The sequence below is a fragment of the Nocardia rhamnosiphila NBRC 108938 genome, assembly GCF_000720425.1.
GTDB classification, from domain to species: Bacteria; Actinomycetota; Actinomycetes; order Mycobacteriales; family Mycobacteriaceae; genus Nocardia; species Nocardia rhamnosiphila.
On sequence record NZ_JOAJ01000003.1, the window covers coordinates 538,214 to 558,522 of the forward strand.

The 20,309-nt window shown below is 69.0% G+C and carries 21 protein-coding genes; 3 read left to right on the forward strand and 18 right to left on the reverse strand.

Annotated elements, in window-relative coordinates; all coding sequences use genetic code 11:
* Positions 1–24 precede the first annotated feature (24 nt).
* Complete coding sequence (locus tag IG75_RS0114350) at positions 25–1,227, forward strand: M50 family metallopeptidase (RefSeq protein WP_030521763.1); 1,203 nt, start codon at positions 25–27, stop codon at positions 1,225–1,227.
* 326 nt (positions 1,228–1,553) lie between these two features.
* Here IG75_RS0114350 and lhgO read toward each other — a convergent pair whose 3' ends face one another.
* The 3 genes from lhgO to rlmN form a co-directional block, all read right to left on the reverse strand.
* Positions 1,554–2,765, reverse strand: coding sequence for an L-2-hydroxyglutarate oxidase (gene lhgO, locus IG75_RS0114360; protein WP_030521764.1), 1,212 nt, complete (start codon positions 2,763–2,765; stop codon positions 1,554–1,556).
* Positions 2,766–2,817: 52 nt separating this feature from the next.
* Positions 2,818–3,408, reverse strand: a complete 591-nt coding sequence (locus IG75_RS0114365) for a Uma2 family endonuclease (protein ID WP_030521765.1) — start codon at positions 3,406–3,408, stop codon at positions 2,818–2,820.
* A 90-nt stretch (positions 3,409–3,498) separates the two neighbouring features.
* Complete coding sequence (rlmN, locus tag IG75_RS0114370) at positions 3,499–4,608, reverse strand: dual-specificity RNA methyltransferase RlmN (protein ID WP_030521766.1); 1,110 nt, start codon at positions 4,606–4,608, stop codon at positions 3,499–3,501.
* 129 nt (positions 4,609–4,737) lie between these two features.
* On the opposite strand from rlmN, the gene IG75_RS0114375 reads away from it, so the two are divergent.
* Positions 4,738–5,127, forward strand: a complete 390-nt coding sequence (locus IG75_RS0114375; protein ID WP_030521767.1) for a LapA family protein — start codon at positions 4,738–4,740, stop codon at positions 5,125–5,127.
* Between the two features lie 2 nt (positions 5,128–5,129).
* Here the strand turns inward: IG75_RS0114375 and IG75_RS0114380 are convergent, their stop codons facing one another.
* The 5 genes from IG75_RS0114380 to rpsB all read right to left on the reverse strand — a co-directional run bounded on the left by IG75_RS0114380 (position 5,130) and on the right by rpsB (position 9,782).
* Positions 5,130–6,065 (reverse strand): phosphatidate cytidylyltransferase, encoded by a 936-nt coding sequence (locus tag IG75_RS0114380; protein WP_396901063.1) that lies wholly within the window; start codon positions 6,063–6,065, stop codon positions 5,130–5,132.
* 266 nt (positions 6,066–6,331) lie between these two features.
* Positions 6,332–6,889: a ribosome recycling factor gene (frr, locus tag IG75_RS0114385; RefSeq protein ID WP_030521769.1), complete on the reverse strand. Its 558-nt coding sequence runs from the start codon at positions 6,887–6,889 to the stop codon at positions 6,332–6,334.
* A gap of 50 nt (positions 6,890–6,939) precedes the next feature.
* Entirely contained in the window at positions 6,940–7,668 is a 729-nt protein-coding gene (gene pyrH / locus IG75_RS0114390; protein ID WP_030521770.1) for a UMP kinase, read from the reverse strand.
* A gap of 278 nt (positions 7,669–7,946) precedes the next feature.
* The gene (gene tsf, locus IG75_RS0114395; RefSeq protein WP_030521771.1) at positions 7,947–8,771 is read right to left on the reverse strand and encodes a translation elongation factor Ts; all 825 of its coding nucleotides are present in this window, start codon (positions 8,769–8,771) and stop codon (positions 7,947–7,949) included.
* 147 nt (positions 8,772–8,918) lie between these two features.
* A complete protein-coding gene (rpsB, locus tag IG75_RS0114400; RefSeq protein WP_030521772.1) occupies positions 8,919–9,782 on the reverse strand; it encodes a 30S ribosomal protein S2 in 864 nt (287 codons plus the stop codon).
* Between the two features lie 1,781 nt (positions 9,783–11,563).
* Between rpsB and IG75_RS0114410 the strand changes: the two genes are divergently transcribed.
* Positions 11,564–12,082 (forward strand): M23 family metallopeptidase, encoded by a 519-nt coding sequence (locus tag IG75_RS0114410; RefSeq protein ID WP_030521774.1) that lies wholly within the window; start codon positions 11,564–11,566, stop codon positions 12,080–12,082.
* Positions 12,083–12,161: 79 nt separating this feature from the next.
* Here the strand turns inward: IG75_RS0114410 and IG75_RS0114415 are convergent, their stop codons facing one another.
* The 10 genes from IG75_RS0114415 to rplS form a co-directional block, all read right to left on the reverse strand.
* Positions 12,162–12,485 carry a DUF202 domain-containing protein gene (locus IG75_RS0114415; RefSeq protein ID WP_051714568.1) on the reverse strand — a complete coding sequence of 108 codons (324 nt, stop codon included), beginning with the start codon at positions 12,483–12,485 and terminating at the stop codon, positions 12,162–12,164.
* 10 nt (positions 12,486–12,495) lie between these two features.
* On the reverse strand, positions 12,496–12,855 hold the full coding sequence (locus IG75_RS0114420) for a YidH family protein (RefSeq protein ID WP_030521776.1): 360 nt from the start codon (positions 12,853–12,855) through the stop codon (positions 12,496–12,498).
* A 448-nt stretch (positions 12,856–13,303) separates the two neighbouring features.
* On the reverse strand, positions 13,304–14,227 hold the full coding sequence (locus IG75_RS0114425) for a tyrosine recombinase XerC (RefSeq protein WP_245713166.1): 924 nt from the start codon (positions 14,225–14,227) through the stop codon (positions 13,304–13,306).
* A 224-nt stretch (positions 14,228–14,451) separates the two neighbouring features.
* A complete protein-coding gene (gene dprA / locus IG75_RS0114430; RefSeq protein ID WP_081876870.1) occupies positions 14,452–15,615 on the reverse strand; it encodes a DNA-processing protein DprA in 1,164 nt (387 codons plus the stop codon).
* A complete protein-coding gene (locus IG75_RS0114435; RefSeq protein ID WP_030521779.1) occupies positions 15,612–17,123 on the reverse strand; it encodes a YifB family Mg chelatase-like AAA ATPase in 1,512 nt (503 codons plus the stop codon). The genes dprA and IG75_RS0114435 overlap by 4 nt, the downstream gene beginning before the upstream one ends.
* Positions 17,123–17,479 (reverse strand): YraN family protein, encoded by a 357-nt coding sequence (locus tag IG75_RS0114440; RefSeq protein WP_030521780.1) that lies wholly within the window; start codon positions 17,477–17,479, stop codon positions 17,123–17,125. The genes IG75_RS0114435 and IG75_RS0114440 overlap by 1 nt, the downstream gene beginning before the upstream one ends.
* Positions 17,480–17,613: 134 nt before the next feature.
* Complete coding sequence (locus IG75_RS0114445; protein ID WP_011210678.1) at positions 17,614–17,919, reverse strand: DUF2469 domain-containing protein; 306 nt, start codon at positions 17,917–17,919, stop codon at positions 17,614–17,616.
* 138 nt (positions 17,920–18,057) lie between these two features.
* Positions 18,058–18,804 carry a ribonuclease HII gene (locus IG75_RS0114450; protein WP_051714569.1) on the reverse strand — a complete coding sequence of 249 codons (747 nt, stop codon included), beginning with the start codon at positions 18,802–18,804 and terminating at the stop codon, positions 18,058–18,060.
* 179 nt (positions 18,805–18,983) lie between these two features.
* Positions 18,984–19,766, reverse strand: a complete 783-nt coding sequence (gene lepB / locus IG75_RS0114460; RefSeq protein WP_030521782.1) for a signal peptidase I — start codon at positions 19,764–19,766, stop codon at positions 18,984–18,986.
* A gap of 113 nt (positions 19,767–19,879) precedes the next feature.
* Entirely contained in the window at positions 19,880–20,221 is a 342-nt protein-coding gene (gene rplS, locus IG75_RS0114465; RefSeq protein WP_030521783.1) for a 50S ribosomal protein L19, read from the reverse strand.
* Positions 20,222–20,309: the final 88 nt, after the last annotated feature.

Below are 20,309 nucleotides of genomic sequence, written 5' to 3' on the forward strand. Positions count from 1 at the left end.
CACCGCAGGAGGGCTGTAGACCACATGCTGTTCGTGTTGGGGTTCGTGCTGTTCGCCCTCGGCATCACGATTTCGATCGCGCTGCACGAATGCGGGCACATGTGGACCGCTCAGGCCACCGGTATGAAAGTGCGCCGGTACTTCATCGGGTTCGGCCCGAAGATGTTCTCCTTCCGGCGCGGCGAAACCGAATACGGCGTCAAATGGCTGCCGCTCGGCGGGTTCTGCGATATCGCCGGAATGACCGCGCTCGACGAACTGGAACCCGAAGAGGTCGACCGGGCCATGTACCGGCAGGCCACCTGGAAACGACTCGTGGTGATGTCCGGCGGTATCGGGATGAATTTCCTGCTCGGCTTCCTGCTGATCGTCGTGCTGGCGGTCGGCTGGGGTCTGCCGAACCTGAACCAGCCGCCGGAGACCACGATCGGCGATATGAGCTGCGTGGCGCCGCAGAACCCCGACCGCACCCTCGGCGCCTGTACCGGCCCCGGCCCCGCCCAGCGCGCCGGCCTCCAACGAGGCGATGTGGTCACCGCGATCAACGGCGAGAGCGTGGACACCTGGGAGGAGTTCCAGACCCGCACCCAGCAGCAGAACGGACCGTTCACCTACACCGTCGACCGCGACGGGCAGACGCTGACCCTCGAGGTCGTCCCGGAACAGGCCATGCGCTACCCACGGGACGGCGGCCCCGGCCGCGAGGTGAGCGTCGTCGGTGTCGGCCAGGAGTTCTACGAACCGGTCCAGTACAGCGTCCTCGGCGCGATTCCCGCGTCGGCCGCTTTCACCGGGGAGATGTTCATCCGCACCTTCCAGTCGCTGGCGCAGATGCCGGCCAAGGTGGCCTCGCTGTGGGAGGCGGTCACCGGCGGCGAGCGCGACCGGGAGACCCCGGTCAGTGTGTACGGCGCCAGCAAGATCGGTGGCGAAACCGCCGAGCGCGGTTACTGGAACGCCTTCATCCTCATTCTGGCCAGCTTGAACTTCTTCCTGGGCGCATTCAATATCCTGCCGCTGCTGCCGCTGGACGGTGGCCATATCGCGGTGGTGCTCTACGAGAAGATCCGCAACACCATCCGCGGTTGGAAGGGACTGGCCCCCGGCGCCCCGGTGGACTACCTGAAACTGCTCCCGCTCACCTATGTCGCGGTCGTCGTCGGTGGCGCCTACATGCTGCTCACCCTCGCTGCCGACATCGTCAATCCCATCCAGCTCTTTCCCTGATCGCGCACGGGTGACGACACGGCCGGCCTGCACAGCGATCTACGAGGCGAGACCGAACCGTTGACCTTCGACCGGTACCGCGAGCTGATGCTGAACTGAGTGCCCGGGCCGACACCGGACGAACCGGGCCCGGCGTCCCCGGCCACGGTCACCTACGAACTCGCCGGGCCCCACGCCGGCGACCTCCGGAGAATGATCGAACGGCGGTAGACGTATCGAGAGATCGCCCCCGGGCATCGCAATCGGTGGGCCGAGACAGTCGTTTGCGGGAATCATTGCGACCGTTCGGAGGTGGTGAAGACCCGCACCTATCTACGGGCCACTTCCTAACGCGCTCTGGTGTCCTTGCCCTCGATGACATCCACGACGTATTCGGCGATCGCCAGCGAGGAGGTCGCCGCGGGTGACGGGGCGTTGCGAACAGCCGTCACCGGGCCGAGCCGGTCGATCCGGAAATCGTCGACGAGGCTGCCGTCGGCATCGAGGGCCTGGGCCCGGACCCCGGAACCACCTCGCACCACATCCGCGGCACCGACGGCCGGAATGTAGCGCTGCGCCCTGCGCATGTACGCGGCCACCGACAGCGAGCCGTACATCTCCTCGATCCCGGTCCGCCAGTGCTGCCGCGCCATCCGGCGGAACCCCGGCCAGCGCACGGTCTCCGCGAGATCGCGCATCGAGAAGTCCCCGCGCCGATAGCCTTCCCGGGCGAACGCGAGTACCGCGTTGGGGCCGACCTCCACCGTCCCGGACACCCGCCGCGTGAAATGCACCCCCAGAAACGGGTACCGCGGATCCGGTACCGGATACACCAGCCCGCGCACCATATCCGCCTTCTCGGCGACCACATTCATGTATTCGCCCCGGAACGGCACGATCCGCGGGCCGGGGTCGGCGCCCGCCAGCCCGGCCACCGTATCGGCGTGCAACCCCGCGCAGATCACCGTTCGGTCCGCGCGCAGCGCCCCCTCGCCCGTCACCAGCTCGATCCCTCCTGCTGTCCGGGTGATTCGGTGCACGGCGCACGACAACCGCACCTCCCCACCCGATTTCACCAGATCCGCGGCGAAGGACTCCGCCACCCGACGGAAATCGGTGATGGCGGTGTGCGGTGAATACAGCGCGGCGATTCCTTCGGCGGACGGTTCGATCTCGCGGATCTCCGCCTGATCCACCCGGCGCAGCCCCGGGACCGCATTGTCCCCCGCCCGTGCCTGTAACGCCTCGAGCCGGGGTATTTCGTCGTCGTCCACCGCGATGACGAGTTTGCCGCATTCGTCATAGGGCAGTTCGTGTTCGGCACAGTAGTCCCGCAGCAGCGATCGGCCCCGCGCGCACAGGACGGCCTTCAGGCTTCCCGGCTGGTAGTAGATCCCGGCGTGCACCACTCCCGAGTTGTGGCCGGTCTGATGCGCCGCGACCCGATTCTCCTTCTCCAACACCACGATCCGGTCGGCCGGACGGCGGCGGGCGAGTTCCCGTCCGATGGCCAGCCCGACTATCCCCGCCCCGACGATCGCGACAACCTGCTCACCCATGTATTCGTTCCCCTCACACCATGTTCGACTGCACCCGGTCCGGATCCGGCTCTCAGGGCTGTTCCAGCGAATCGAAGGGGATCGTCACCTCGACCGGCTCGTCCAGCAGCAGCACTCGGCGGTGGACGGTGTGCACCAAGTACCGTCGCCCGGACCGGTCCAGGCGGTATTCCTCGATCTCCTCCATCCTGTCTTCCTTCTGGTCGAGCCGGATGATCAGGTAGCGGGGAATACCCGCAGCCGCATACTGGATTCGCTTGTCGGTGATATCGACATCGATGGTGGTTCCGGAGGTGACCTCGACGATCAGCAAAATGTGATCGCGCACCGTATTGACGTCGTACGGTTCACAGTCACGAATCCAGATATCCGGATACCGGATGTTCAGCCGTCGATCCGCGGCGGGTGAATCCGAGTCGGCGAACCGCGCGGCGATATCGGAATCGACGACCATGTACGGACCACCTTCCCGGCGTCCACTTTCGAGTAGGCCGGCCAGCCGCCGAATAACTCTGCTGTGCAGCGGACTCTGGGCCATGAGCCGTATGATTCGGCCGTCGACGATCTCGATATCACCGAGTTCGGCCGTCGCACCGTCGGCGAACTCCTCGGCGGTGAGGCGCAGCTCGTCGGGGGCGCTCATGCAGGCATCATGTCAGGTCGGGTGGTAACGGGCCACTGCGAAGCCCCCTGCCCGGCTGCCCACAGCGAAGGCTCTCGTACCGATTGGAACTCAGCCCTCCGCCGCCAGCTGGCCACAGGCCGCGGCGATCTCCTGGCCCCGGGTGTCGCGGACCGTGCACGGCACGCCCTGCGCCTCGACCCGGCGCACGAACTCCCGTTCCACCGGCTTGGGGCTGGCATCCCATTTGCTGCCGGGGGTGGGATTCAGCGGAATGACATTGACGTGCACGCGGGACCCCAGCGCCTTGTGCAGTTTCTGGCCCAGCATCTCCGCACGCCACGGCTGGTCGTTGATATCCCGGATGAGCGCATACTCGATGGATACCCGCCGGCCGGATTTGTCGGCGTAGTAGCGAGCGGCGTCGAGCACTTCCGAAACCGGCCAGCGGTTGTTCACCGGAACCAGGGTGTCGCGCAGTTCGTCGTCCGGGGTGTGCAGGGATACCGCGAGCGTCACCGAGAGGTCCTCATCGGCGAGTTTGCGGATCGCGGGAGCCAGACCGACCGTCGACACCACCACATTGCGCTGCGAGATACCGAGACCGTCGGGGGCGGGCGAGGTGATGCGGCGTACCGCATTCACCACCCGCTTGTAGTTCGCCAGCGGCTCGCCCATTCCCATGAACACGATGTTCGACAGGCGCCCGGGACCGCCGGAGACAGCGCCGTCCCGCAGATCGGCCGCCGCGGCGCGGACCTGATCGACGATCTCGGCGGTCGAAAGGTTTCGGTTCAGCCCGCCCTGCCCTGTCGCGCAGAAGGGGCAGGCCATACCGCAGCCGGCCTGACTGGAGATGCACAGCGTGGCCCGATCCGGGTAACGCATGAGCACGCTTTCCAGCAGGGTCCCGTCCCCGGCCCGCCACAGCGTCTTCCGGGTCTCCCCGGCATCACAGGCGATCTGCCGGATCGGCGTGAGCAGCGGCGGGAACAACGCCTCCGCCACTTTCTCCCGGACCGCGGCCGGTAGGTCGGTCATCTCCGCCGGATCGGCCTGCAACCGCCCGTAGTACTGGCGCGCGAGCTGGTCGGCGCGGAACTTCGGCAGGCCCAGCTCGGCCATCGCGGCACGGCGGCCGTCGGCGTCGAGGTCGGCCAGATGGCGCGGCGGCATCCCACGGCGCGGTGCGTCGAAAACCAGGGGCAAAGAGGCGGTCATAGTCCTACCAGTGTGTCATCTCGGTGAATGTGACCCGTGCCGAGCCGCCCCGCGACGGGAGCCGGGCCGATATCGACCGGCGGGCCGGAAATCCGTGCGCAGTCGATAGCTGTCGGCAATCATCGATATATGGCGACTTCTGACGAACCGACACCCGAGACCCGCGCGCTACCGAAAGAGCCACCCACGACCCCACCGGGCGCACCCACCGGAGGGAAACCCGCACCCGATGCTACCGGCCGCACACCGGCGGTCGACACCCATCGACGCAAGGAGGTGGAGAAGTCCCGGGTGGGCAACGCCTGGGTCGCGCTGATCGTGGCGGCGCTGCTCGGTATCGTCCTGCTGATCTTCATCCTGCAGAATTCGGAGAGCACCGAGGTGGAGATGCTCTTCTGGAACTTCTCGCTACCGCTGGGCGTGACGATCCTGCTGTCGGTGATCGCCGGAGCCCTGGTGATGGCGTTGGTGGGCGGGGTCCGCATCGTCCAGTTGCGCCGTGCGGTACACCGCGACTGACCTCAGAGCAGGGTGCTGAGCACCAGCCACGATACGAACGCCGAGGGCAGCATCGAATCGAGCCTGTCCATGATGCCGCCGTGCCCGGGCAGCATGGTGCCCATATCCTTGATGCCCAGCTCGCGTTTGATCTGCGATTCGACCAGATCTCCCAGCGTCGCCACGACGACCAGGCCGATACCGAGCACCACACCGATCATGGAATTGGCTTCGAGCAGCAGGGTGACGGTGAGCAGGCCGCCGATGATCGCGAAGACCAGCGAACCGCAGAAACCTTCCCAGGACTTCTTCGGGCTGATCGACGGCACCATGGGATGGCGGCCGAACAGCACCCCGGCGACATAACCGCCGACATCGGAGCACACCACCAGGATCATGAAGGTCAGCACCCGCAGATTGCCGTCCGGCTCCTCGAGCAGGAGCAGTACCGCGAACGAGGCCAGCAGCGGGATCCACGCCAGGGTGAACACCGTGATGGCGGTATCCCGCAGGAAATTGCGCGGGGCGGTGCGCAGACCGTGGTCGAACAATCGCCAGACCATGCAGACCAGCGCCGTCGCCGCGAATGCCCCGGTCACCCCGCCCGGACCGAACGGCCAGCCCAGCCAGAACACCGCCTGACCGCCGACGATCAACGGAGTGCGCGGTACCAGCACATCGGCTTCCCGCAGCCGCTTGGCGACCTCCCAGGTGGCAATACCGACCGCGACCCCGGCGACGCCGATGAACACCTTGGGCACCAACAGCAGGACAGCGATGCACAACACCCCGAGGGTCGTGCCGACCGCCAGGGCCGCGGGTAAGTTCCGGCCGGCACGCGACCCCCGGCGCTCGGCGCCTCCGGAGGCTCCGGTCGGTGCCGGTGTCGGTTCGGATATGCCCTCGGCCGGCGGCTGCGGTCGGGCCGCACCGGTCGCGGCGGCTTTCTCGGCCACGATTGTCCCGTCGCTCAACTCGTCGTCGTTCCGTTCGTTCCCACCCGTCGCGGGCGACGCTCGCTCCGCTGTTTCCCATTGTGCGGCAGTTCACCGGCCAGGGGGCCGGGTGACCGCCGGTCCGGTGCCCGTTCACCACGAACACCGCATTCCGCGCGGCACCTACCGCTCGTGCCGCTCTCGGACGTCCCGCGCGCCGGGCCGGCACGACCGGCGCGCCTGCGCAAGGTACCACCGCGGAGCCGACGGGCTCACCGCCCGGGCACCGCTCAGACCTCGAGCAGTTCGGATTCCTTGTGCTTCACCAGTTCGTCGATCTGGCCGACGTATCTGGCGGTGGTCTTGTCCAGTTCCTTCTCGGCGCGCCCGACCTCGTCCTCGCCGGCTTCGCCGTCCTTCTGGATCCGGCCCAGTTCCTCCATGGCCTTGCGGCGCACATTGCGGATCGCGACCTTGGCGTCCTCGCCTTTCTGCTTGGCCTGTTTGACCAGCTCCCGGCGGCGCTCCTCGGTGAGCTGCGGAATGCTGATCCGCAGGATGTCACCGTTGTTGGTCGGGTTCACGCCCAGGTCGGAGTTGCGGATCGCGGTTTCGATCGGACCCAGCTGTGCCTGCTCGTAGGGTTTGACCACCACCATCCGCGGCTCCGGCACGGTGATACTCGACATCTGGGTGATCGGGGTCGGCGCTCCGTAATAGTCGACCACGACCCGGGCGAACATCCCCGGATTCGCGCGCCCGGTACGGATTCTGCCGAGATCGTCCTTCGCCACCGAGACGGCCTTCTCCATCTTCTCCTCGGCGTCGAAGAGCGCTTCTTCAATCACGACCGTTCCTCCACTGCGTCGTCATCGTCATGACCCGCGGGCCCGCGGTATCAGGATCGAACCAATGTGCCGATCTTCTCACCGGCCACCGCTCGGGCGATATTGCCCTTGGTCAACAAATTGAACACCAGCATCGGCATCTGGTTGTCCATGCACAAACTGAACGCCGTCGCGTCGGCGACCTTCAGATCGCGTTCGATCACTTCCTTGTGGGTGATCTCGTGGTACATGGTGGCGTCGGGATCCAGCCGCGGATCGGCATTGAACACACCGTCGACCGCTTTGGCCATGAGTACCACCTCCGCACCGATCTCCAGCGCGCGCTGCGCGGCGGTGGTGTCGGTGGAGAAGTACGGCATCCCCATACCGGCGCCGAAGATCACGACGCGCCCCTTCTCCAGATGCCGCTTGGCGCGCAGCGGCAGGTAGGGCTCGGCGACCTGGCCCATGGTGATGGCGGTCTGCACCCGGGTGTCCACACCCTGCTGCTGGAGGAAGTCCTGCAGCGCCAGGCTGTTCATCACGGTCCCGAGCATGCCCATGTAATCGGACCGGGCCCGCTCCATCCCGCGTTCCTCGAGTTCGGCGCCACGGAAGAAGTTGCCGCCGCCGATCACGACCGCGACCTGGACGCCGGAGCCGACGATCTCGGCGATCTGCTCCGCCACGGTCTCCACCACGTCGGGATCCAGGCCCACCGCGCCGCCGCCGAACATTTCACCACCGAGTTTCAGCAGTACCCGGCGATATCCTGGGCGGTCGGTCCCCGGGTACGTCATCGGCTGGCGTCTCCTTCGGCAATCGGTGTGTTCACGGTCGGTCGTGCTCATGGTGTCGGCGAACGTGGTGGCCGCCGCGGTCCGGGGCCGCCCGCTGCCCCGGCCGGGCCGACCCGAGCGCGAGTGGCACAGCGGGCGCGGCACCAACGGAAAGCGGCTTCTATCCTGCCCTACCCGCCCACGGCCCCCGGTACTCGGGCCCCTGGGCGGCCGATCTCAGAACGAAACCCCCGCCGCGTCCACCGCGACGGGGGTTTCCTCCGGAGTCGAGGATCGGCTCAGGCCTGGCCGACCTCGAAGCGAGCGAACTTGGTGACCGTGACACCGGCCTCGTCCAGCAGCGCCTTGACGGTCTTCTTGTTGTCGGTGACCGACGGCTGCTCCAGCAGGACGACGTCCTTGAAGAAGCCGTTGACGCGGCCCTCGGTGATCTTCGGGAGCGCGGCCTCCGGCTTACCCTCTTCGCGGGCGGTCTGCTCGGCGATACGGCGCTCGTTCTCGACGATATCGGCGGGAACCTCGTCGCGGGTCACGTACTTCGCCTTGAGCGCGGCGACCTGCATGGCCGCCCCACGGGCGGCTTCGGCGGCGGCCTCACCGGCACCGGTGTACTCGACCAGCACGCCGACGGCCGGCGGCAGATCCGACGCACGCTTGTGCAGGTAGGTGGCGACCGGGCCGTCCAGGGAGACGACGCGACGCAGCTCCAGCTTCTCGCCGATCTTGGCGGCCAGCGCCTGCAGGGCCTCGTCGACGGTCCGGCCGTCGAGGGCCACGGCTTTGAGCGCGTCCACATCGGCGGGCTTCGCGGCCGCGGCGGCGGCGGCGATCTGATCGGCCAGTGCCTGGAATTCCGCGTTCTTGGCGACGAAGTCGGTTTCGGAATTGATCTCGACCATCACGCCGTCCTTGGCGATGACCAGGCCTTCCGCGGTGGTGCGCTCGGCGCGCTTGCCGACATCCTTGGCGCCCTTGATACGCAGCAGCTCGACGGCCTTGTCGAAATCGCCCTCGGTCTCGACCAGCGCGTTCTTACAATCCATCATTCCGGAGCCGGTGAGCTCCCGCAGCCGCTTCACGTCAGCGGCGGTGTAGTTCGCCATCGGGGGCGAGCCTCCTTCGAGAAAGTCTGGTACCGGGCAGTGGTGGTCACGACTCGGCGAGCCGTGACCACCACTGTGGGAAGTGCGGTCCGGCGGCGCTCACCATGGCACCGGCCGGTGAGCGGCCGCCGAACGCGAGGTAACGACTCAGGCGTCGGCCGGAGTCTCCGCGGGCGCCTCGGCCGGAGCTTCCGCCGGGGTCTCGGCCGGAGCTTCCGCCGGGGCCTCGGTGCTCGGGGTGGCCTGCGCCAGCAGCTCCTGCTCCCACTCCGGCAGCGGCTCGGCGGCGCTCGCCTCGGGCTTGTCGTCGCCGCCGGAGCGGCCGGCGCGGGCCTGCACGCCCTCGGCCACCGCGGAGGCGACGACCTTGGTGAGCAGCGCGGCCGAACGGATCGCGTCGTCGTTACCCGGGATCGGGTAGTCGACCAGGTCGGGATCGCAGTTGGTGTCCAGGATCGCGATGACCGGGATGTTCAGTTTGCGCGCCTCGCCGACGGCGATGTGCTCCTTGTTGGTGTCGACAACCCAGATGGCCGACGGCACCTTCTGCATATCCCGGATACCGCCGAGGGTGCGGTCCAGCTTGTTCATCTCACGCGTGAGCATGAGGATTTCCTTCTTGGTGCGGCCCTCGAAACCACCGGTCTGCTCCATCGCCTCGAGTTCCTTGAGACGCTGCAGACGCTTGTGCACGGTGGAGAAGTTGGTGAGCATGCCGCCGAGCCAGCGCTGGTTCACGTAGGGCATCCCGACCCGGGTGGCCTCGGCCGCGATGGACTCCTGCGCCTGCTTCTTGGTGCCGACGAACAGGACGGTGCCGCCGTGGGCGACCGTCTCCTTGACGAATTCGTAGGCCTTGTCGATGTAGGTCAGCGTCTGCTGCAGATCGATGATGTAGATGCCGTTGCGGTCGGTGAAGATGAACCGCTTCATCTTCGGGTTCCAGCGACGGGTCTGGTGCCCGAAATGCGCGCCGCTGTCGAGCAGCTGCTTCATTGTTACGACAGCCATGGCTCTCGTATCTCTCTTTCGTTGCCGGTTGACGCAGCGGGCCGGCGGCCTGCTGCCCTGGCACCACAGAACGCTCGGACCCGATCGGTGATCGGGACCAGCCGGGACGTCCCCTGTTCCGGAATGCGCCGGCCTTCCCCGGTCCCGGCAGGAACTCGGTGGGGCAGCGCGATGAACAAGCACGGTGGTGCGCGAAGTCGGTCGGTGCGAACACAGACCGCTCGGACAGTTTACGGCGTGGACTGCGCGAACGGGAAATCGCCCGGTCGTACCGTCGGTGACCACGCGAGCCGGACGTCGGTATGAAACATCATTTGTTCACAGAGGGCGAGTTGTCCACAGGTACCGGAATTGCGGGTTCCGCGCAGCTCACAGCCCGAGCAGGCTGAGCATATGACCCGCAAAACCACTGCCACCGAGGCCGCCGGAGCGACCGCGACGGACCCGGACCTCCCGCCCGCGCCGCGCGGCTGGCCCCATATCGCGCGCCGCCACAGACCGGAGAGCACCGACCACCCGTCCCGGCCCCTCTCGGCATGGCCGCGACGCACCACGGCGCAACCGCCCCGGGACATCTATCGCGGCCGCGGTGCCGGGCGGTGCACCGATCGCCCACGCGGCACGGCCACGGTCTCGGTGGACGACTCCGGCGCACGGAGAGATCCTGAGCCGGGACGGATTGCCGGTCGGCATCCGGCGTCGCCCCAAGCCCCCTCCGGAGAGCGCGCGGGGTCCGGGGCGCCTTCAGCTCCGGGGCCGAGTGATCTGGCCCGCCGGGCCAGGCGGTACGAGCGAAGGATGGCCCAGCGGCCGGCCGAATTACGTGCGGACGGCCACACCGAGACCGGCTCGAAACAGCTCGACGGTGCGCGAGGATCGCAGCGGACCACACCGATACGCACGACCCGCTTTCCCACGATCCGACCTCGTTCGACGCCTTTTCCCGGGGCGGCACCGGCACGGCACACACCGGACCGCCACCTCCCGGGTTCTCCCGGGCGGAACCCGGTCCGCAGGCCCGGCACGGACGGCCGTCACCTGCCCATTTCCGGCATGCCACGGCACCGATCGGACCGCCGCGGGCTCACGAGCCGGTATCGGAGACCTGCCAACCTGATCGGCGCCGCGCTCACCACGGTGTTCCTCGCGATACCGCTCGGTCCGGGCCCCACTGCCGCCGCGCATTCGGGCGATGCCCCCGCGGTCGCACACCCCGGCACCGCGGGTGGCCCGGCGACGACCGGTACCGGCCCGGCGAATACCGGCCCGATCACCCCGCAGGCCGGCCACATTCCTGCGTCGTTGCGGAATAGCGACTCTTCGCCCTCCGCCGAGGTCTCCGGCTCGGCCTCGGCTGCTCTCGGAGCAGTCGGCACCGGCACACCGGAATCGCCCGCGGTTTCCTCGGCTGGCACGCCCGTCGATGCCTCGCCCGGCCTGCCCGTACGTGCGGAGACCCTGCCCGCCGAACCAATTGCCGGGCAGTCGAACCAGGTGGCCCGCCGGTCACCGGCCGGGTCGAGCCGGGCCGGTGGCTGCGGGACGGGCTCGAATTCGGGTTCGGCCACCGGTTCGGGCGCCCTGTGCCGGGTTCTCCCCCTGCTGGAAGATCTGGTGCACGAACTCCTCAGGCTCGCACCACGACCGGTACCGCAAGCGTGCCCATGCCCCGACCCCGGGCGGTGAGACCGAGCACAGCCGGACCGAGCACAGCCGGACCGAGCACAGCCGGACCGAGCGGACCGCGACGGTCCGCTCGGTCCGGCAGGGCGGACCTCGGGATGGCGGGGGTGATCCTCGCGGTCGCCGCCCTGCTGTCCTCCGGTTCCGCGGCGGCGGCCCCGGAGGCCGGGTTCGACTGGCCGCTACACCCGCGCCCGGTGGTCGGCCGGCCGTTCGACCCACCCGACCAGGACTGGCTGCCGGGCCATCGCGGGGTGGACCTGGTCGGGGCACCAGGTCAGGCGGTCTACGCGGCCGGGCCGGGAGTCGTGGTCTTCGCCGGAAAGGTGGCGGGCAAACCGGTGGTGGCGATACTCCACGGCGGCGGGCTGCGGACGACGTACGAGCCGGTGGAGGCGGAGATCCCGGTGGGCCGGCGGGTCACCCGGGGCACCCGGATCGGGGCACTGGGCACGGGCCATGCCGGGTGTCCGGCGCCGGCCTGCCTGCACTGGGGTCTGCGCCGGGAGAGCACCACGCACGCATCCCGTGAATACCTCGACCCGCTCGGGCTGTTGCGGAGGACGCCGATCAGGCTGAAGCCGGTGGAGCGCGGCACGCCCACGGACGACGGGTGAGCGGCCGGATCGAACGGCGGAAGAACGCGCCGAATGCGGCGGCTTCGGTGCGCCGACATCGGGCCACCCACCATATTCCTCAGCCCGGCGGGCCGCGATGCACCACCGCGTAACCGACCATGACCAGCGCGACGACCGCCATGGCGAGGGTGACCGAGCCGATGCTGGCCGCCGCGGCGCCGGCCGCGCCGAGGCGAAGCCGGCGACTGCGCCGGTAGCCCAGGGCGGCGACCGACAGCAGGACGAGACAGGCGCTTCCCGGCAGGAGCGCGGCCGGATCCCACCCCTCCTCGAGCACGAGACGGAGGAGCAGGAGATCGACCACCAGACACCCCAGACAGGTGCGCCGCCACGAGAGCGCCGTCCGCTCCGCGGCCAGCCGGATCTCGGTCGATTCGGTCACGACACCGTCCTCAATGCAGCAGGACGGCTACGCAGGCGAGAACCGCTACGAACGCGGTCCCGGCCGCCAGCACCGGCACCAGCACCGTGCCCGGCAGCGGCCGCCCTTCCTCCATCGCGACGCGAACCCGCCGCCAGTGCACATACGCCCCGACCGCGAGCACCAACGACAGCAGCAGACAGCTCACGGCCAGCGCGGTACGGAAATCGACATTCCACTGTTCCTGCACCACCGCGTGCACCGCGACCCCACCGGCCAGCAACCCGAGCGCGGTGCGGATCCAGGCCAGAAAGGTCCGTTCGTTGGCGAGCGTGAACCGGTAGTCGACCGGTTCCCCTGCGCGGTCTGTGTCCTCTCGCGGGGAATTCATCGGGCGACCGTGCCGGTCGTGGTCTGCACGCTCACCTCCCGAAATGCCGGTCGGCCGCGGTAGGGCGGCTCCGCTGGACAGCGTAAGCGCCGTACCGCGGCGAATCCAGCCACCGGGTCGTAGACGGGCCGCCCGATCGATTCCCGCCGGTTCGTGGTCCGGTCACAAGGCCGTGACGCCTGGAGCTTTCACTCGCCGGGAGAGACCGCCGATCGAGTGTGGTTCCGGACCGAGTGATCCCGGCACACCGTGCGGCCCTCGCTCTCGGGTTTCATCATGTTCGCGGCGGTGATCAGTAGCGCGGCGCCGAATACAGCCTGAGAAGACCGGTCAGGCAGCGGCAGAGTCCGTTGTCGCCGGCCTAGAAGTCAGCGATGCCACGACCGCGAGGCGGACATATGGCACCCGGCGATGTTCGACCAAAGGGTTCCGGCCCATCGACGACGGTTCAGGCACGGGGGTGGGCCTGGTCGTGGGCTTTTCGCAGACGATCGATGGAGACGTGGGTGTAGAGCTGCGTGGTCGCGAGGCTGGCGTGACCCAGCAGTTCCTGTACCACCCGCAGATCCGCGCCGCCTTCCAGAAGGTGCGTGGCTGCCGTATGACGGAGGCCGTGTGGTCCCAGGTCGGCGGTGCCCGGGACAGCGGACACCACCGCGTGCACCACTGTCCGGGCCTGCCGCTGATCGAGGCGCCGGCCCCGTCGGCCCAGGAGCAGCGCGCGGCCGGAATCGGGTGAGGCCAGGACAGGCCGCCCGTAGCGCAGCCATTCCCCCACCGCATGATCGGCGGGGCCGCCGAACGGTGCCGATCGCTCCCGGTTGCCCTTGCCCAGGACACGGACCAGCCGCCGTTCCCGGTCGATATCGTCGATATCGAGTCCGCACAGTTCGCCGACGCGGATTCCGGTGGCGTACAGCAGTTCGACGATGAGCCGATCCCGTAGCGCCATCGGATCGTGCTGTTCGGCACCCGATTGCGCGGCGTTCATCACCCGGCCCGCCTGCTCTTGACCGAGGACGGCGGGCAGGCTGCGGTGGGCCTTGGGCGCGGCGAGCCGGAGCCCGGGATCCACGGTCAGCCGGCCGGTCCGGGTCAGCCAGGCGGTGAACGCCCGCGCGGCCGACGCCCGGCGCGCCATACTGGTGCGTGCCGCGCCGCGCTCCGCGTGCCCTGCCAGCCACGCGCGCATGGCCGGCAGGTCCAGCTCACGCACCGAGGCGTCGGCGGCATGGTCGACCAGATGTGCGAGCAGCGACCGGATATCGCCGAGGTAGGCGCGCACCGTATGCGCCGACCGGTTGCGACCGAGCCGCAGATGCCGCCCGTATTCGGTCAGCAGGGCTTCCAGGTCCTCGGGCAACTCACGCACCGTCCCACCGTCGTCCGCCCGCCCCCGAACCGCAAGCCCACGCGCCGATATCCGTTGGCGGCTCATACGCTCCCGCCACACACCACGGCCGAGACCACGCCTGGCGACCGCAGCCGCACCTATCGCGCTGCACCGCACCGACTGCGCGTGCACTCGCGCCCGCCGCGCCGACCACCTGCGCACACCGCACCGACCGCACTCGCACACCACCCCGGCCGTCTCGCTCAGTCCAGCCGGTACCAGCCCACCTCGCCGCGCGCGGCCGCACCCGCCAGATCGAGCGCGACGAGTGCCGCGCGGACCTCGGCCGCCGCCATCCCTGTCGCTGCTGCGATATCGTGCGGCCACCGGCCACCGGTGGCGGGTAGGGCCGCCAGCACATGGGCCTCGGTATCGCCGAGACGGTCGGTACCGGCCGAACCGGTGGTCAGCGGCAGGTGCAGGGGCGCGATATCGGCGAGTACCTCCTCCGGACCGGTGACGAGGGTCGCTTCCCTGTCGCGGATCATCCGGTGGCAACCCGCGGAGGCCGCCGAATTCACCGATCCCGGCACCGCGAGCGCGGGACGACCGATCCGGCGGGCCCATTTCACCGTGTTCCGAGCGCCACTGCGCAATCCGGCCTCGACCACCAGCACACCGTCGGACAGGGCGGCGATCAGCCGATTCCGGGCCAGGAAGTGGTGTTTGCGCGCGACCGTACCCGGCGGATATTCACTGACCACCAGGCCGGTTTCGGCGATCCGGGCGATGAGGCGGTCGTGCTGGGCCGGGTAGGGCCGGTCGGCGCCGCAGGCCAGTACGGCGATGGTGGAGCCGCCGACCGCGAGCGCGGCCCGGTGCGCCGTACCGTCGACACCGAAGGCGGCGCCGGATACGACCGTCCATCCGCGGGCGGCCAGGTCTCCCGCGATTTCACCGGTCACCCGGTCGCCGTAACCGGTGCTGCACCGGGCGCCCACCACCGCCACCGCGCGTTCGGTGAGTTCGCCGAGATCCCGGCCGCCCCGGACCCAGAACACCAGCGGCACCGCACCGTCCGGGTCGCGGCCCGGGGTGAGCTGACTCAGACCCAGCATTCGCCAGGCCGGCCATTCCGGATCGTCGGGTGTGACGAGCCGCCCGCCGGTATCGCGGATGACCTCCAGATCACGTGCGGCCGTGTCCAGCTCCCGCCGCCGGTCGGTCGCGGCGCGCAGCACCGGCGGGAGTGCGCGTTCCCGGACCGCTCGCGCCGCCTCGCGCACCCCGACCGAGTCGATCAGGGCCGAGAGTGCCGGGCACGGCCCGAGAACCACTCGGGAAAGATATGCCCACGCCAGCTGCCGCTCTTCCTGCTCGCCGGCGGTCCCCCGCCGAGCCGGCGAGCCTGTTCCGGCCACATTCATTGCGGACTCCGCTGCCGGAAGTCGAGAGCCTGCATCACATCGTGTGCGGTGGGCATATCGCCGCCGCGCAGATCGCAGACGGTCCACGCGACCCGCAGCGCCCGGTCGGCGCCCCGTGCCGAGATCCGGCCCAGTCGCAGCGCCGCCTCGACCGGAGCCGTCGTCTCCGCGGGTAGGGGAAACCGGCGGCGCAGTGCGTACCCGGGGACCTCGGCATTGGTACGCCAGCCCTCGTCACGCCACCGGGCGACGGCGGCCGCGCGGGCGGCGATCACACGGCCGCGCACGGTCGCGCTGTCCTCCGATTCCGCCGCTGCCAGACCGGCGCCCGATATCGGATGCATCTGCAACCAGATATCGATGCGGTCCATCAGGGGACCGGATAGTTTTCCGAGGTACCGGCGCCGGGCGAGCGGGGCACAGATACAGTCCACATCGCGGGCCGGGGCGCAGGGGCAGGGGTTGGCGGCGAGTACCAGTTGGAATCGAGCCGGATAGCGCGCCACCCCGTCGCGCCGCGCGATCCGTACCTCGCCCTCCTCCAGCGGTGTCCGCATCGCCTCGAGCACCTTGGCACCGATCTCGGCGCATTCGTCCAGGAACAGCACCCCGCGGTGTGCGCGGCTCACCGCACCGGGCCGCGCCGACCCCGAACCACCGCCCACCATGGCACTCACCGAGGTCGAATGGTGTGGGGCGACGAACGGCGGGCTGGTGATCAGCGGCTGTTCGTCGGAGAGCGTGCCGGCGACCGAATGGACGGCGGTGACCTCGAGCGCCTCGTCCTCCGACAACGGCGGCAGCACGCCGGGCAGGCGCTGGGCCAGCATGGTCTTCCCGATTCCGGGGGCGCCCGTGAGCAGCAGATGGTGCCCACCGGCCGCGGCGACCTCCAGCGCCCAGCGCGCTTCGTGCTGTCCGGCGACATCCCGCAGATCTCCGCTCGGGGCGCTCGGCGGTGGCGGGAGCACTCCCGGTGACTCCTCCAGGCCGCCCTCGCCCCGCAACCAGTCGACGGCGGCGCGCAGTGTCGGTGCGCCCAGCACCCGGATTCCGGCGACGAGGCCCGCTTCCGGCAGAGCCGACTCGGGGACCACCACCGTCTTGCGACCGGCCCGGCGCGCCGCGAGCACGGCGGGCAGGATGCCGCGGACCCGGCGCAGCCGCCCGTCGAGGGCGAGCTCGCCCAGCAGCACGGTGCCCGTGAGCCGCTCGGAGGGCACGATATCGGCCGCGTGCAGGACCGCGACGGCCAGCGCGAGATCGTAGACGGAACCCACCTTCGGCAGCGTCGCCGGCGACAGGGCCAGAATCACCCGGCCGTCCGGCCATTTCTCGCCGGTATTGGCGACGGCCGCCCGGACCCGGTCCCGGGATTCCTGGAGCGATGTGTCGGGCAGACCCACCAGATGCACCGACGGCAGACCCTGACCGATATCGGCCTCGATCTCGACGACCTGCCCGTCGATCCCACGCACCGCGATCGAGCAGGCCCGGCCCAGCGGCATCAGAACACCGCCCGCAGGTGCTCGATCACGGGCTCGGCGGTCCGCGGGAGCAGGATCGAGACGACGTCGAAACGGATCCGCTGCCAGGGACCGTCCTGTTCGGTGAGCCAGAGTAGCGCCAAGCGGCGGATCCGCTGCCGTTTGTCGTAGGTGACGGCCTCGGCCGGTGTCCCGTATCCGAGCCCCGATCTGGTCTTCACCTCGACGAAGGCGGTCACTCCCGCGTCGCGGACCACCAGGTCCAGTTCGCCGTACCGGCACCGCCAGTTACGGCAGACGATCTCCATACCGGCGGCCTGCAGATATCTGGCCGCCAGTTCCTCCCCGTGGGCGCCGAGCGCCGTGTTGTGTCCCACGTGCCCAGCATCTGCCCTCGGCGGATCGTGCCCACCGCGCCGACCTGCGAAAACAATCGGTCTGTGGACAACCGGTGGCCTGTGGACAAGTTCCTCCGGGGCACGGTCCGGAGGAACTCACCGGCCGCGGCGGCTCATTCGGGTAGCCGCAGGTCCGGCTTCTCCAGCTCTTCGATGTTCACGTCCTTGAACGTGATCACCCGGACGTGTTTGACGAAGCGCGCGGGCCGGTACATATCCCAGACCCATGCATCGCTCATCCGTACTTCGAAGTACACCTCGCCGTCGGCGTTCTGCGGTCGTAGCTCCACCGAGTTGGCCAGATAGAAGCGGCGTTCGGTTTCCACCACGTACGAGAACTGACCGACGATGTCCTTGTACTCCCGGTAGAGCGAGAGCTCCATCTCGGTTTCGTATTTCTCGAGGTCCTCGGCACTCATCTGGTGGAATGTCCTCCTTCTCGCCGCCTTGCGTCTGCTCACATCATCGCTCATCGCGCCCGGGCATGTCACCGTGGGCCGGGCCGCACACCGTCGCCGCGCCGCGCCGCGGGCCGGGTGCGGCCGCGCGGCCCCCGGTCAGGCGGCGCCGCCGGCCTCCGCAGTCGCGAGCGCCAGTGATTCGGCCGCCACGGGCGTCGGCGCGCCGCATTCGCGGACCGTGCGCCACGACCGCCGATGTTCCGGACAGGGACCGAGCCGGCGCAGCGCTTCGAGATGCTGCGTGGTGTTGTAACCCTTGTGCTCGGCGAAACCGTAGCCCGGCCGGTGCCGGTCGAGCTCGACCATCATCCGGTCCCGGGTGACCTTGGCCAGCACACTCGCCGCCGCGATACAGGCGGCGCTGGCGTCACCGCCGATCACCGGCAGCGACGGTACCGCCAGCCCCGGCACCCGGAATCCGTCGGTGAGCACATAGCCCGGCGCGTAGTCCAGTCCGGCCACCGCCCGGCGCATGCCCTCGATATTCGCGACGTGGATTCCGATGGCATCGATCTCCGCGGCGGGGATCACGACCACCTTCCAGGCCAGCGCCAGCTTCTTGATCACCGGGAACAGCGCCTCACGGGCCGCCTCGGTCAGCTTCTTGGAGTCGTTGAGCCCGGCGAGCGCCGCGGACGCCTTCGGCGCGAGTACGCACGCGGCGACCACCAGTGGCCCGGCGCTCGGGCCGCGACCCGCCTCGTCGACGCCCGCGACCGGCCCCAGACCGCTGCGTATCAGCGCCGAATCGAGTGTCCGCAGGCCCGCGGCCTTGCGGACCACCACTCGCGGCGGCCAGCTGCTGCCTCGCGCGGCGCCGGCGGCACGGTTACTACGTGTCACTGGCCACCTCGCGACAGATGATCGGGAACCACGGCCCGATTATCGCGCACCGGATCGGACGCGGTACCGGTAGGTCCGGTCCCGGCCCGGTCGAACGGCTTGTCCGGCAAGGTGATCGGCGCCGGCCATTGCCCGGATCGCGCGACGCTCCCCACGAAGCGACCGTGGAAACCGCGCGCCTACTGCGGATTCTGCGATGTCACCGGACCGATCCGGCCGGGCGGCCAGATCTTGAAGACGGCCTTGCCGCGGACGTTCTCGATGGGCACCGTGCCCTGGAGGTCGTCGCCGACATGCGCGCGGGAATCGCGCGATTCGTTGCGGTTGTCGCCCATCACCCACAGGTGGCCCGGCGGTACCAGTACCGGCCCGAAGACCCGGCCCACCGGATAGGCGGCGTTCTGCTGGCCCGCCACCCACGGGTAGTCGTCGGCGACATAGGGCTCGTCCAGCGGTTTCCCGTCCACCATGACCCGGCCCTGCTCGTCGCAGCACTCCACGGTCTGGCCGCCGACCGCGATCACGCGTTTCACCAGGTCGTTCTCATCGGGCGGGACCAGACCGAAGAAGGCGAAGAAGTTTTGGATACCGCGCACGGCGGGATTGTCGGAACGGATCGAGACGTAGTGGTCGTTCCAGGACGGCGGGCCGACGAATACGACCACGTCCCCGGGCTGCGGATCGCTCCAGTAGTAGCTCACCTTCTGCACGTAGATCCGGTCGCCGGTGCAGCCGGCGCAGCCGTGCAGGGTGGGTTCCATGGACTGGGAGGGAATGACATAGGGGCGGCCGACGAAGGTGACCATGAGGGCGGCGATGATCGCCGCGATGACCAGCAGGATGGGAAGTTCCTGCCAGAACGGCCGCTGCCGCTTCGCTTTGACCTGCTTTCGCGCACGACGCCTTCTCGGCGGTTCGTTCCTGGAATCGGATCCCGAAACCGACCAACTCTCATCTGCCACGCGAACAGCGTAGCCCGGTGCCACAACGGATTCGTGGCACCGGGCTACATATACCGTTCGCCGAGGTCACCGTGGTGCGGCGCGGCGCACGGGTGTCGGCGGTCAGCGACGGGTCAGCGCTTTTCCTTGATCTTGGCGGCCTTACCGCGCAGCTCCCGCAGGTAGTACAGCTTGGCCCGGCGGACATCACCGCGGGTCACCACATCGATGTGATCGATGGTGGGGCTGTGCACCGGGAAGGTGCGCTCCACACCGACACCGAACGACACCTTGCGCACGGTGAAGGTCTCGCGGATACCGCCGCCCTGGCGCCGGATGACGACGCCCTTGAAGACCTGGATACGTTCCTTGGAGCCCTCGATGACCTTCACGTGCACATTGAGGGTGTCGCCCGGACGGAAGTCGGGGACGTCGCTGCGCAGCGAGCTCTCGTCGACGAAATCAAGGGTGTTCATGATCATCCTTCTGATGGTCGCGCGAACAGAGGAACCTGGCGGCGCAAAAGCTCGACCGGTTCGTGCTCCGAATGTGGGGTGCGCCCGG